10 protein-coding genes are annotated in these 13593 nt (G+C 62.6%); 8 read left to right on the top strand and 2 right to left on the bottom strand.

Annotated elements, in window-relative coordinates:
* Window positions 1-2: 2 nt before the first annotated feature.
* Genes M0654_RS20600 through M0654_RS20590 form a run of 3 tightly spaced genes read left to right on the top strand, consistent with a single transcriptional unit; the run spans window position 3 to window position 2829 of the window.
* A complete protein-coding gene (locus M0654_RS20600; protein ID WP_248684680.1) occupies window positions 3-818 on the top strand; it encodes an ABC transporter ATP-binding protein in 816 nt (271 codons plus the stop codon).
* 4 nt (window positions 819-822) lie between these two features.
* Window positions 823-2193: an MlaD family protein gene (locus M0654_RS20595; protein WP_118849763.1), complete on the top strand. Its 1371-nt coding sequence runs from the start codon at window positions 823-825 to the stop codon at window positions 2191-2193.
* Window positions 2194-2214: 21 nt separating this feature from the next.
* On the top strand, window positions 2215-2829 hold the full coding sequence (locus M0654_RS20590) for an ABC-type transport auxiliary lipoprotein family protein (protein ID WP_248684679.1): 615 nt from the start codon (window positions 2215-2217) through the stop codon (window positions 2827-2829).
* 199 nt (window positions 2830-3028) lie between these two features.
* On the opposite strand, the gene M0654_RS20585 is transcribed toward M0654_RS20590, so the two are convergent.
* Window positions 3029-9412: an apolipoprotein A-IV repeat region-like domain-containing protein gene (locus M0654_RS20585; RefSeq protein ID WP_248684678.1), complete on the bottom strand. Its 6384-nt coding sequence runs from the start codon at window positions 9410-9412 to the stop codon at window positions 3029-3031.
* Window positions 9413-9885: 473 nt separating this feature from the next.
* Between M0654_RS20585 and M0654_RS20580 the strand changes: the two genes are divergently transcribed.
* Together M0654_RS20580 and M0654_RS20575 are read left to right on the top strand one after the other, a co-directional pair.
* Window positions 9886-10266, top strand: a complete 381-nt coding sequence (locus tag M0654_RS20580; RefSeq protein ID WP_248684731.1) for an Hpt domain-containing protein — start codon at window positions 9886-9888, stop codon at window positions 10264-10266.
* A 124-nt stretch (window positions 10267-10390) separates the two neighbouring features.
* Window positions 10391-10711 carry a 2Fe-2S iron-sulfur cluster-binding protein gene (locus M0654_RS20575; RefSeq protein ID WP_118849760.1) on the top strand — a complete coding sequence of 107 codons (321 nt, stop codon included), beginning with the start codon at window positions 10391-10393 and terminating at the stop codon, window positions 10709-10711.
* A 382-nt stretch (window positions 10712-11093) separates the two neighbouring features.
* Here M0654_RS20575 and M0654_RS20570 read toward each other — a convergent pair whose 3' ends face one another.
* On the bottom strand, window positions 11094-11714 hold the full coding sequence (locus M0654_RS20570; protein WP_248684677.1) for a DUF922 domain-containing Zn-dependent protease: 621 nt from the start codon (window positions 11712-11714) through the stop codon (window positions 11094-11096).
* An 88-nt stretch (window positions 11715-11802) separates the two neighbouring features.
* Here M0654_RS20570 and folP point away from each other — a divergent pair, with 88 nt between their 5' ends.
* The 3 genes from folP to folK are packed head-to-tail and all read left to right on the top strand — an operon-like array spanning window position 11803 to window position 13581.
* Entirely contained in the window at window positions 11803-12705 is a 903-nt protein-coding gene (gene folP / locus M0654_RS20565; protein WP_248684676.1) for a dihydropteroate synthase, read from the top strand.
* Window positions 12705-13070: a dihydroneopterin aldolase gene (folB, locus tag M0654_RS20560; RefSeq protein WP_248684675.1), complete on the top strand. Its 366-nt coding sequence runs from the start codon at window positions 12705-12707 to the stop codon at window positions 13068-13070. Before folP ends, folB begins: the two co-directional genes overlap by 1 nt.
* Window positions 13054-13581, top strand: a complete 528-nt coding sequence (gene folK, locus M0654_RS20555; protein ID WP_390920948.1) for a 2-amino-4-hydroxy-6-hydroxymethyldihydropteridine diphosphokinase — start codon at window positions 13054-13056, stop codon at window positions 13579-13581. Before folB ends, folK begins: the two co-directional genes overlap by 17 nt.
* The last annotated feature ends 12 nt before the right edge of the window (window positions 13582-13593 follow it).

The following is a 13593-nucleotide window of genomic DNA, read 5'->3' as shown; positions in this document are numbered from 1 at the left end:
ACATGGCCACGGAGAAATCGGACGACCGGCAGGTTGTGCTGTCCGTGCGCGACGTGACGGTCGGTTTCGGCAACAAGATCGTCCTCGACAAGCTGAACCTCGACATCTACCGCGGCGAAATCCTTGGCTTCGTCGGTGCATCCGGTACCGGCAAGTCGGTGCTGATGCGAACCGTTCTCGGGCTGCTGCAGCATCGCTCCGGAACGATCAAGATACTCGGCGTCGACTATGACAACGCGTCTGAAGAAGAGCGGATGACGGTCGACATGCGGCTCGGCGTGCTTTTCCAGCATGGAGCGCTGTTCTCGGCGCTGACGGTGAAGGAAAACATCCAGTTGCCGATGCGGGAATATCTCGATCTTCCGCAGGAGTTGATGGACGAGCTTGCCTATCTCAAGATCGAGATGGTGGGCCTGCCGCCGGATGCGGCCGACAAATATCCATCCGAGCTTTCGGGCGGCATGATCAAGCGCGCGGCACTGGCGCGCGCGCTGGCGCTCGATCCGGACCTGGTGTTCCTCGACGAGCCCACCTCAGGCCTCGATCCAATCGGTGCTGCCGACTTTGACGCCCTGATCGCCAAGCTCCGCGACACGCTTGGCTTGACCGTCTACATGGTCACTCATGACCTCGACAGCCTGTTTTCGGTCTGTGATCGTATTGCCGTGCTTGGCCAGAAACGGGTATTGGTTGAAGGTACCTTGGAAGATATGTTTGCGCATGACGATCCATGGGTTCAGTCCTATTTCCGCGGCAAGCGGGCACGGTCAGTCGTAATCCAAGAAGAGCCGTTGGCTGCAGAAGTAGAGAAGACCTGAAATCATGGAAACCAGAGCGAATTACGCACTCGTTGGCTTCTTCACGCTGTTGGTCATCGCGGCTGCCTTCGGCTTCGTCTATTGGATGGCGCAATCGGGCCGCGGCGGTCCTTCCGCCGAGCTTGCGATCCGAATTCCCGGGTCTGCGAACGGCCTTTCGGTGGGCTCTCCCGTGCGCTTCAACGGTATCGCGGTTGGTTCGGTCCGCAGGCTTTCGATCGACCCCGACGATCCGCGCTATTCCATTGCACTGACGGAAGTTCGGGCGGATGCGCCAGTTTATCAGTCCACCAAGGCAGCCCTCGAAGTGCAGGGCCTCACGGGTGCGGCCTATATCGAGCTTTCCGGCGGCGCCAAGGGCGAAGAGAACATCCTGCAGAAGGCGATGGAGGAGGACCGTCCGGCGGTCCTGATCGCTGAGCAGTCGAGCGTCACCAACCTCTTGGCGACAGCCGACAAGATCCTTGATCGCGCCGACTCGGCGATCGGTGACATCCAGGGCTTCGTGGCCGATGCGCGCGGACCACTGACCCAGACGATCCGTAACGTCGAGACCTTCACCTCGGCACTCGCCCAGAATTCCGACAGCATCGACAAGTTCCTGAACAGCCTCTCGACACTTTCGGGCACCATCGACCGCGTTTCCGGCACGCTCAATTCCACGCTGCAGGCCGCCGAACGGCTGGTGAGCGCGATCGACGCCGACCGCATCAATGCCGTGGTGGCCAATACCGAACGCGCGTCGCGCAACATCGCCAACGCGTCGGACAACTTCCCCGATCTCATCGTCAACGTGCGCAACGCTGCCGCCAACTTCGAGCAGGCGGGGACGCAGGCGCAGAGCGTGCTGCGGCGGATCGACAGCGTCATGGCGTCGGTAAGCCCCGACCAGATCCGTACCACGATCGGCAATGTCGCCGCGGCCTCGGAAGATGCCCGCCAGACGCTGAGTTCTGCCCGCAGTGTCGTCGACAGTTTCGCGAACCGCCGCCAGGACATCGACAATGCGGTACGCGACTTCACCGAACTCGCCAGCAAGCTGAACCAGGCATCAAACCGGGTCGACGGCATCCTCGCCAAGGTGGACGGAATGGTCTCCGGCGCCGACTCGGACGGTCTGTTTGCCGAAGCACAGAAGACGCTTCTTTCCATCCGCAACGTGGCGGACAATATCAACGCGCGGGTGGGTCCGATCGCGGACAACCTGACGCGCTTTTCCGCAACCGGATTGCGGGACATCCAGGTGCTGGTCAACGACGCGCGGCGCACCGTGCAGTCGCTCGACCAGACGATCAACAATTTCGACCAGAACCCGCAGCGTTTGATTTTCGGCGGCGAGACGGTCAAGGAATATGACGGCCGGACACGGCGATAAGCGGCGGAGATGAGAAATTTAATGACCGGTTCGTATGAGACGATGCGACGCGTAACCAGCCGCCCGATCCTGCTTGCTCTGCCCATGATCGCAGCCCTTGTGGCGGGCTGCGGCAGCAAGGCGAACAACGATACGTTCGACCTCTCGATCACGCCCGCAAGCGATGGTGCGTCTGCCCGCAGCCGCCAGATCCTCGTGCCGGAGCCGACCGCCATCAAGTCGCTCAACAGCGAGCAGGTGGTCGTGCGCGTATCGCAGTCGGAGATCCAGTATCTGGCCGACTCGCGCTGGAGCGACCGACTGCCGGTGCTGGTGCAGTCCCAGCTCGTGGAGGCGTTCGAGAACTCCGGGCGGCTTGGCGGCGTCGGCAAGCCGGGGCAGGGACTGGCGATCGACTACCAGATCGTCACCGATATCCGTGCCTTCGAAGTGAGCGCCGGCAGCCCGCGGATCGCGACGGTCGAGATCTCCGTAAAGATCCTCAACGACCGTAACGGTACGGTGCGCGCCCAGAACGTGTTCAAGGCCTCGTCACCGATCTCCGGCGCCGAGAACCGCAAGTTCATCGAGGCGCTCGACCGTGCCTTTGCCAAGGTCGGTTCTGAAATCGTAGAGTGGTCGCTGAAAGCCATGTAGCGGGTGCGACGCGCTGCTTCTGGCGTCACCACCAAAGTTGCTCTGGAAGCGTTGTGAAGAGGTCCTACGGGGCCTCTTCTGATATGGGGGGACCTCCTTGCCCGTAGAGGCCGCTTGCACCCGTCGTTCACGCTATCACCAAACACCAGACACAAAAAAGGCCGCCTCGATGGCGGCCTTTCCGTTGTTTGAGCGAGGCTTAGTTGAAGCGTCCCGCCGCATGGGCGAGCATCGTATAGACCTTGCCGGTATCGGAGGTGAGGTAGCTCTGCGTCACCGTCTTGTCGCGGTCGGTGCGAGCAACATCCGCCAGCAGCTTCTCGAAGTCGGCGATATAGCGGTCGACAGCGGTGCGGAATTCCGGCTCCCGCTCATACTTGCGCTGGATCTCGTCAAAGGTCTGCTGGCCCTTCAGCGTGTAGAGGCGACGGGTAAAGACGTCGCGCTCGCCGCGCTGGTAACGGCGCCAGAGCTCGACCGACGCATCGTGGTCGATGGCGCGGGCGATATCCACGGAGAGCGAGTTCAGCGATTCGACCATGTGGCGCGGATTGCGGTTGTCGCCAGCGGCGCGGGGCGCCGGAGCCGGCTCGGGCGGACGGACCGGCTGCGGCTGGCGCTGCGCTGCGGGCTGCGCATATTCGTCACGTGATGCACCACGGAGCAGGTTGCTGATCCAGCCGTCGTCGCTATTGCCGCCACGTGTCGGTTCCGGCGCGCGGGGAGCGGGCGCGGGACGGTCAAGCGGCAGGCTGCCACGAAGGCCTGCGGCGGCAGGGGCTTCGCGAGGAGCCGGCGGAAGCTGTGCCGACTGCTGCGGCGCCATGGCGGCCGCGATCGGTGCCTGTGGGCGCGGTGCGGCAGGCTGCGGAGCCGGACGCAGGTTGGACGGTGCCTCGGAAACTTCGAGGTTCTGCGTGGACCGGCCGACCAAGGCAGAGATGTCCTGCAGGGCGCGGATCTGCTCGGCAACGGCGCGACGCATGGCGGCAGCGCTTTCCTTGGCTTCTTCCGGCAGGTCGAACGCACCACGCTTCAGTTCCGAGCGGGTGGTATCGAGTTCGCGGCGGATGTCCTGCGCCGACTGGCGGATTTCCTGGGTCGCACCGGAGAAGCGCGAGATCGCTTCTTCGACCGACTCACGCAGCGTCTCGCGAAGCTGCTCTGCTGCCGTACCGGAGCGCGTCGTGGCATCGCTGAGCAGACGTTCCACTTCGGTGAGTGACTGCGACATGCTTCCGCGCATGCGATCGGACAGTTCGCGGGTGCGCTTCTCGGCTTCCGAAAGCGTTGTCTCGATTGCCTGGTTTGCTTCCGCGCCGGCATTGACCAACGCGTGGCGCATCGCATCGGCGGTGACTTCGGCGCGGTGCTGGGTTTCACCCAGCGTCCGTCCGATATCGGCGAACGAGGCATGCAGGCTTTCGCGCAGATGCGTACCCACCTGGAGCGAACGCTCCTCGGCGCGTTCGAAGGCGCTGTCGACGAGGCCGGCGAGGCCCTGCATGGTGGACTGGATTTCCTCCGAGCGGGCAACGAGGCCGCTTGCCAGCGTCCGCAGGGCATGCTGGCGATCTTCCAACGTCGTCATGAGGCTCGACTGAGCGGCGTTGAGGAGATCGGACGCCTCCGCCAGGACGCGGGAGTGCTCGTCGAAGCGACCGACAATGCCGCCAACCTGCTCGAGCGTCTGGCCGAAGGCTTCGGTCATCTGCGCGATATTGCTTTCGAGCTGGCGGGTCGAGCCGGCAACGACTTCGGCAACCTGCGACGCCGACTGCGCGAAGCGACCGGCGGTGGAGCCGAGGCGGCGATCAGCTTCCGACATCTGCTGAGCGACGTTTTCGGCCGTGCTGCTGATCTGGGCGCCGGCCTGTTCGACGGTTGCCGCGATGTTCGAGTTGCTTTCCGCGAGGCGGTCGATGAGCGCGTTGACGCTCGAGGACAGGCCCTGCTCGACGTAACGCAGCGTACCGGCTGCATTTTCCGTCCGCTGGCTGATCGCCGAAAGCGTGTCGTTGGTGCGTGCGGCGATTGCATCGATCAGCGCGGAGTTCTCGGTGCGGATACGCGAGGTGGTTTCTTCCGCCGTATTCGTAAGGCGCTCGGCGCTCTGTTCTGCCGCAACGGCGATCTGCTCGGCAGCGAGGCGGCCGGCATCGGCATACTGCTCGACCATCGGCCGGGCGCGCTCGTCGATGAGGCGAGCCAATTCCGCAGAGCGGCTTGCGAGCATCGAGTTGAGGTCACGGGCACGGTTGTCGAGCGCGTCGCGGATCGCGTCGCCGCGCGCGGCAAGTGCCTGGTCGACCGCATCCATCGCGTCGTCGAGCTGGCTTGCGGTTTCGGCCAGCGTCGAGCGGATATCGCTGCCACGTTCGCCAAGTGCCTTCTGGGCCTCGTCCAGCGCCTCAGAGATCGCAGTCACCTGGCGCTTCACCAGGTTGTCGGCTTCCGCCACCTTGTGGACGATCGCGTTGCCGGCTTCCGAGAAAGCGTGAGCAACGGTCGCTGCCTGACCTGCGAGGCGGTTCTGCGTCTCGGAAATGCGGCCAACGATCTGCGTCGAGCGCTCTTCGATCGCCTTGGTGAACTCCTCGTTGCGAGCATTGAGTTCTTCCGTGAACTCGGCGCCGGCACGAGCAAGCACTTCCGCCGAACGGCTGGCTTCGCTGTCCATGCTCTGGGCAGCTGCACTGACAGCCTCACGCAGCGTCGAAGCGAGACCAACAGCCTTGCTTTCGATGGTCTTGGTAACGTTGTCGAGGCCGACGGTGAGGGCGCGGTCGATCGTGCCGAGGCGTTCTTCGATACGTGCCGTGCGGCCGTCCATGGTTTCGGTGATGCGATCGGTTGCTTCCGATGCAGTCCGCTCAAGGTCAGCGGTGCGGTTCACCAGCGTTGCAGACAGGTTGTTGCCTGCTTCGTCCATGAGCTGCGCGGCTTCAAGGATCTCGCCGCGGATACGGCCTTCCAGGCCCCCGAAGGTCGTCTCGATGCGGGTGCCCGTTTCTTCGAGCGCCGTCTGCACGCCGCCAACCGTGTGGCGGATGCGGTTGGAGAAGGCGTCGGCCGAGCGGCCGATCTCGCCGGCGGCGTCGGAGAGACGCACAGCGAGCGTGCCGACATTCTCGCGCAGGCGCTCTTCAAGCGACTGGCTTGCGGTGTCGATTGCTTCGCGGAGCGCTCCCTGCTGGCTTTCGAGCGACATTTCCAGCATGCCCGCGCTTGCAGCAACGGTGGTGCCGAGCGAGGTCGTGCCGTCGCGCAGCAGGTCGCCAATGCTCTGTTCGGCCTGGGTAAGGGTAGAGGACAGCTGCCCGGTCGACTGGTCGAGCGTGTCGCGCATCCCGTGCTGACCGGCTTCAAGGGTTTCGGCCATGCGGCGCTGGCTGGAGCCCAGCGTATCGGCCATCATGTCGTGGCTCGAAGACAAGGTCGTTGCCAGCTGGAGATGGTTGTCGCTCAGCGTCGCAGCGATCTGTTCGTGGCTGGTGCTCAGGGTCTCGGACAGCTGCTGCTGACCGGAGCCGAGCGTTTCCGCCATCTGCTGGTGACCAAAACCGATGGTAGCCGCGATCCGCTCCTGATTGGAGCCAAGCAGGTTGCCGAACTGGTCCAGACCTTCCGACAGGCTGTCATGCAGGCGCTGCGAACCGGTGGAGAGCGTCGTCTCGACCTTTTCCGTCACGCCGTCGACCACCTGGGCCACACGCTCGCTGCCACTTTCGAGAGCGCGGGTCAGTTCCTCGGTGCGGGTGTCGAGCGTGGTTTCGAGGTTGAGCTGGCTTGTGAGGTAAGCATTGCGGATCGCTTCGGCGCGTTCGGCGAAAGACTGCTCGATGCGCATGTCTGCCTCGGTAAGGACCGTGCTCAGCGCCGTTGTCCGCTCGTCGAGCATGCCAGCAAGGCGATCTTCGCCGAGCGCGAAGGAGGTGGCGATTTCCATCGACTTGTCGTCGAGGATGCCGGCCAAACGATCGCGGTTGGTGCTCAGCGCTTCGTGGATCTCGGTGGTGCGGCGGCCGAGATCGCTCGACACCCTGGCTTCCGTTTCGGACAGGGCCTTGGCAATCGCCTCCGACTTCTCGTCGAGCATTCCGGTGAGGCGATCTTCGCCGAGCGCGAAGGACGTCGCAATTTCCATCGACTTGTCTTCGAGGATCTCGGAGATGCGCTCGCGGTTAGCCTCGAGGGAGGACTGCATGCTCGTGGCATGGCGGCCGAGGTCGTCGCTGATGCGCTGTTCGCTTTCCGACATGGTGCGGGCGATGTGCTCCGCCTTCTCGTCGAACATGCCGGACAGGCGCTCGGGCGCGCTGGCCATCAGGTTCTCGATGGAGCTCGTCTTCTGGGTCAGGACGTCCGTCAGGTGGTCATGGCTGCTCGAGAGGGCGGCAATGATCGCGCCGGAGCGGATCGCAAGGCCCTGCTCGAAGCGCGTCTGGTTCTCGGACAAGCCGCTCAAGAGCGTGCTGCTGCCGGTGGCCAGCGTGTCGGAGAGCTGCTGGTGCGCATCGGCAAGGCCGCCGCGGATTTCGGCGCCACGGGAGGCAAGGAGATCGCCGATCTCGATGCTGCGCGACGAAAGCGTGCCGTCGAGATCTTCGCGAGCGGACGACAGGTTCTGCTGGATTTCGGCCGAACGCGTTGCCAGCACATCCTGAATTTCGTTCGTGCGAGCGGCCAGAACGTCCTGGATTTCGGTCGTGCGGCTGGCCAGCGTGCCTTCCAGCTCGGAGGTACGGCTCGCGAGCGTTTCCTGGATCTCACCGCTGCGGGCAGCAAAGGCTTCCTGGAATTCGGTGGTGCGGGCGGTGAGGGCGTCCTGGAACTCGCCGGTACGCGCGGCAAGTGCGTCCTGCAGCGCGCTGCCACGGCTGGAAATGACTTCGGCGATATCGTTGGCGCGACCTTCCAGCATCGAGTCGAGCACTTCCTGGCCTGTGCCAAGGGTGGTCGCGAGCGCCAGCGACTGATCCGTCAACGACGAGCTGATGCGCTCGATGCTGGAGCTCAGGATGTTTTCCATTGCTTCCGAGCCAGACGAGACCGTCTCGTTAATGCGGGCGAGGCTGTCCATCAGCTTGCTGTCAAGCGAGCCGGCGCGCTGGTCGAAAGCGGAGGTGAACTGTGCAACGCTTTCGTCGAAAGTCGTGCTGAGCTGGCCAACGGTCGCCTGCAGGCGCTCCTCGAAGAAGCCGGAGCGCATGTCGAGATCCATGACCACGTCTTCGACGGTGTTCTGCAGCGTGTCGCGGAAGGCGGCACTCTTTTCGGCAAGCGAACTGTTGAGGGACGAAAGCACCGCGTCAAGCGAGGTCGTGATGCTTCTTTCGCCTTCGCTCAGGCCTTCGGTGATTTCACGCGTGCGGGCAAGCAGGGTCTCGTTCAGCTGGCGCGTGCGATCGGCGAGCGCCGCATTCAGCTTCTCGGTATTGGCATCAAGCGACGAAGCGCGGGTCTCGAATTCGGCAAGTAGCGCCTGTCCGCGGGTCGACAGAACCGACTGGATTTCTTCGATACGGTTGTCGAAGTCATGGGCCAGCGCAAAGCCAGAGGAATTCAGCGCTTCGAGCAGGTTTTCGGTCTTGGTCGTGAGCAGGGTCGCGAGCGCGTCGCCGGCAGCGTCGGATTTCTCCATCAGCGCCGCGCCGCGGGTCTCGATCAACGAAGCAAAAGCCTCGCCGGAGGTGGCAAGGCGGATCGAGATTTCTTCGGTTGCGAGCGAAAGCTCTTCCTTCAACTGGTCATGCGCACCGATAATCGAGGAACGGATGCGTTCTGCATGGTTGACGATCGCGTCGCGCTCGGCACCCAGTTCATGGACGAGGCCACGAACGCGCAATTCGTTATCGGTGAAGCTGCGCTCCAGCGCGTTCACTTCCGAATGGACGAGCGTTTCGAGTTCCGCGGCACGGGCGATGGTACGCTCGATGCCCTCGTTCATGGCAGAAACTTCGCGGCGAACAGCCTGGCCGACGCTCATGATGCGGTCGGAAGCGACTGTTTCCGGCTCCGACAGGCGCAGCGCAACTTCGGCCATGGAACGGGCGGCGTTGCGCAGGTCCTGCGCGCGGGCCATCATCACGGCGAAGGCGAAGAAGAGCATGATCGGCACGACGATGCCGATGGCGAGCGCCACGATGCCCGGCGCTGCAAGCACGCCTTCAACGGAAGTGACCTGCCACAGCTGGTTGCCGTAGATCAGGTAACCGAGGGCGAAGCCGGCGACGGCCCAGATGACAGACAGGATGACGGCGTTGCGAACCGAGGAGCGCATCGCGCCGCTTTCAAGCGTGCGCATGATGGCGGCGCTGCTGCGGCGGCCGGAGTCGTTGGCTGGCTGGAAGGCGGGTGCTTTCGGTGCAGTTTCCTGGGCTGACGGACGATAGGTCTCCGCCGCATCCTCCTGATAGGCGGATGCGCGCGAGCTTGCCGTTTCGCGTGCTCTCTGGTCGGAGGGCTGCGGCGATGGCTTGCTGTTGCGGGATTGATCGTCGTTGAAGTTGATCTTCAACGCATCTTCCAGAGCCTGGAAAGCCGTTTCGTCGATCGACTCGCTGCTGGGATTCTTCGCCATGCGGTTACGCCTCGCTACATACTCGCCCGGCCGCTCCACGAGACGCTCTGCCGCCCGCAGACCGAAGGTGGAAAACTGCCTGCCGGAAATCCGCCGCCGACACTGGCGGTTTGGGATTTCCATTTACTTTCAGTTCGGACGGCCGTTCTTTCAAACGGATGATAATGAAAGCTTACCGGCCTGTCCTGGGTGACGGAAGCACGTGATTTGCCGCCACCGTAGTCGTACTGTAGTGGCACATTCGGCCATCTCGTACAATTAACACTCATTAAGGCGCCCGGCCTGCGCGCGCTTTGTTAACAGGATTTAAACCAAGCTGAGACACAAAAGCCGTAACTTCCCCGCAACTTAACAAAAATTAACCATATGGAAAGATTGCAGACCCGGTTGTGCCGGAATTTAACGGGATAACTGCCCCGTTGCGCATAATCTGCACAACGCCAACAATAACAACGGGGAAGAGGGTTATGGCAATGGCAGCCGCAGGTATCGCGTTCGAAGCATCACAATCAGCATCCGAGCACGGGCGAGGCGCCTGTCCCTCGCAGACGCGCCCGATCGATCTCGTGCATCTCGCGACTCAAACCATGGGTGACCGGGCACTCGAGATAGAGGTCCTCCATATGTTTGCGCGCCAGGCGCGTCGCGCGCTGCACGACATGGCAACACCTGATCCCGACGCCGTCGTTGCGGCCGCGCATCGCCTGAAGGGTGCCGCGAATGCGGTCGGTGCCTTTCGCGTTTCAGCGGCGGCGCAAGGCGTGGAGTTCGATGCGTCCGACGCCGCACGGCGGGCTGCCGTAAGTGCTGCCGTGGTGGAGGCCGAAAACTTCATCAAGAAGCTTTATCGCTAGGGTCGATAACAACGGCGTCAGCGGAATAGCAGAAGACGCCTTCGATGATTGACTGCACCGGGCATATATCGGAAGACAGCGCCGGATTTTCTGGTCGCAATCTTCAATATCCCGGATGTGAAACATGACGAAACTGACAATCGTTGCCTTCGACGGAACGCGCTTCGAACTCGAGGCAGAGCCTGGCACCACCGTGATGGAGAACGCCGTGCGCAACTCCGTGCCGGGCATCGAAGCCGAATGCGGCGGGGCCTGCGCTTGTGCAACCTGTCATGTTTACGTCGATGACGCCTGGACCGAACAGGTTGGCCCGCCGGCGCCGATGGAAGAAGACATGCTCGACTTCGCATTCGAGGTGAAGCCGACGTCGCGGCTGTCCTGCCAGATCAAGGTGAAGCCGGAGCTCGATGGGCTCGTGGTGCATGTGCCGGAGCGCCAGGCCTGATCGGCTCTTGCGTCTGATGTGATTGTCCAAAAAAAAGCCTCGCTGCGCTTAAGCTGCTAGCGAGGCAAGTCGGGCGCATCACCACAGGCCAAGGGAGGAGGCACCTGCGGTTCAAGGACACGCCGGGAGAACACGGCAAACTGAAGTTCTTACGCGTATGCTACGCTACCGATCTCGTCAGGGCCTGGAAGCTCCAGCGCTTGCGCGCGAACTCACCACTTGCGCCTTCGCCATATCTGCGGTCCGGGGCGCTTCCCATGCCTCAGCTTGTATCTGAAAACCGTGAATTAGCCCATCACCATATATTACCCATCATTCACGAGGCTGCAGGTCAGCCTGGCACAAGCTTCGACGGTATTGGCGGTAAACGGGCTGGCGGCGGTTAGCGACGTTTGCTCTTCAGGCGGTATTGCAGCAGCCGCATCATGCGCTCGTCGAAGTTGGCCGACTCGACCTGGTCGAAACGCTGCTGGTCGCGGTCGTGATTGGCGAGAACGCGGCGCGTGACGTCTGCGACGTCAGTTTCCAGAGCGTTGCAGGTTCGTGTCGGCTTGAGGCCGAGCAATTCACGCTCAAGGCGGCGGGCGTAGGTGCGGGCTATCTCCGCGTGGCGTTCTTCATGGCGCTTGATATCGGACGACAGCGTATCCCAGATGAAGCCCAGATCGGCAGGTGACTTCTTGCGGTTCGTCCAGCGCGGCAGGATGATGTGAGTGCGAAGCGTCACGCGTGTGCCGCCGACGGTGCAGCGTCCGTTCTTCTCGACATAGGTGACATCGCCGCCGAACTTGATCTCGGTGGCGCCGGGATGCCGGTGGCCGGTCGACCGTGTCAAGGGCCCGCGCTTTTCCAGTTCCTTGTCCAGGTCGTCAGCGGTCAGGCCGCCGACATTGAAGTAGGAATAGGTCTTGGTGATGACGGGAGCTGCAAGGGCCGTTGAGGATACGAAGCAGGAAAAAAGAACCGTGCCGAAAACTCGGCAAACCTTACGGCTGAAGAACATTCTAATGCCTGCGACGTTGAACTTGGGATGACCTTGGGGCATAGCCAGCCAGAGCGCAACTCGAAAGCGTCAAATTTTGCGTTACCTAATGAAAGATGGTCTGCCTGTGGTATCCGGAAGCAACAGCCCCTTGCATCCGCGGCTCTGGAAGCTCGCGCACGGGCGCAGCCTGGAGCTTGGGCCGGTGGGGCATCTCATGGCCATCATCAACGTCACGCCAGACTCGTTTTCCGATGGCGGACGCCATGCCGGACGCGATACGGCGGTCGCGCATGCGCTCTATTGCGCGCGCGAAGGCGCTGCCATTCTCGATATAGGCGGTGAATCGACCCGGCCGGGCGCTATCGAGGTTTCGGCTGTCGAGGAGCAAGACCGTGTTCTCCCCGTGATCGAAAAGCTCGTCGCCGAGACGGACGCCTTGATCTCGATCGACACCTATCGTGCCGAGACTGCCCGGCTTGCGGTCGCCGCCGGTGCTCACATCGTCAATGACGTCCATGGTTTGCAGCGCGAGCCGGAGATTGCTGATGTGGCAGCCAAGGCAGGGGCAGGGGTTTGCATCATGCATACCGGTCGCGGTCGCGAAAAACTCGCTGATCACATCGAAGACCAACACTTCTTCCTGCGGCAATCGCTCGAGATCGCGCGGGGCGCCGGCATCGAAGAAGAAGCGATCATTCTCGATCCCGGCTTTGGCTTTGCCAAGGACGGCCATGACGACCTGGTCCTGATGGCGCGGTTTGCCGAATTGCACGAGCTCGGTTTCCCGATGGTGGCCGGGACTTCGCGGAAGCGCTTCATCGGCGCGGTCACCGGGCGGGAGAAAGCGGACGAGCGGGATATCGGCACGGCGGCAACCACGGCGATCTTGCGGCTCGCGGGTGCGGCGATCTTCCGCGTTCATGACGTTGCATCAAGCCGCGACGCGCTGCGGATGGCCGATGCCGTGCTTGCGGCAGGCGCATTGACTGGGGAAGGGGACGGCAACTGATGGGCACTTACACGATCACCCTCAAGAACTGTGCCTTCTTCGGGCGTCACGGTGTGCTGGACGAAGAGGCGCGGCTCGGTCAGCGGTTTTTAATCGATGTGGTCATGATGGTCGAGGCCGAAGACGCGCTCACCAATGACAGCGTCGAAAGCACGGTCCACTATGGCGAGGCTTATGCCATCGTTGAGCAGATTGTCACAGGGACGCGCCGAAACCTGATCGAGACCTTGGCGAAGGACATCGGCAAGGCGCTGTGTGTCTGGTCGCCGCAGATCAGGCGGGTCGAAGTTGCGGTGCGCAAGCCCAGCGTGCCGATCGCCGGCATCCTCGATTATGCGGAGGTTCGGGTTGAGCACGTTGCCTGACCGGACCTGGGAAGTCGCGGCGCTCGGTCTCGGAGGCAATATTGGCGACCCGCCAACGGCCATGGCCGAGGCCCTGCGGCAGATCGACCGTAGCGACGATTGCCGGGTGGTCAGGGTTTCCAAGCTGTATTCAACGCCGCCATGGGGCAAGCTTGACCAGGCCGACTTCTTCAATTGCTGCGCACTGGTGGAAACGGTGCTGGAGCCGGAGGCGCTGCTGCAGCTTTGCCTTTCCATCGAGAGAAACATGAAACGGGTACGCGTGGAGCGCTGGGGCCCGCGCACGATCGATATCGATGTCCTGACCTATCGCAACCGGGAGCAGAAGACGCAAACGCTTGAACTGCCGCATCCGCGGATGACGGAGCGCGGTTTCGTGATCAAGCCTCTCGCTGATATCGCGCCGGAGATGGTGTTGAACGGCCGGTCGGTCGACGCCTGGCTGGAACAGGTTGACGTGACGGGAATCAGGGTCGCCGACGACGATCCCGACTGGTGGAGGAGCGCTTAACGCTCCTCTTTA

It is taken from the genome of Neorhizobium turbinariae (assembly GCF_023223505.1).
Classification (GTDB): domain Bacteria; phylum Pseudomonadota; class Alphaproteobacteria; order Rhizobiales; family Rhizobiaceae; genus Neorhizobium; species Neorhizobium turbinariae.
The sequence above is the reverse complement of the archived record's forward strand: the minus strand, read 5'-3'. Positions and strand labels throughout refer to the sequence as shown.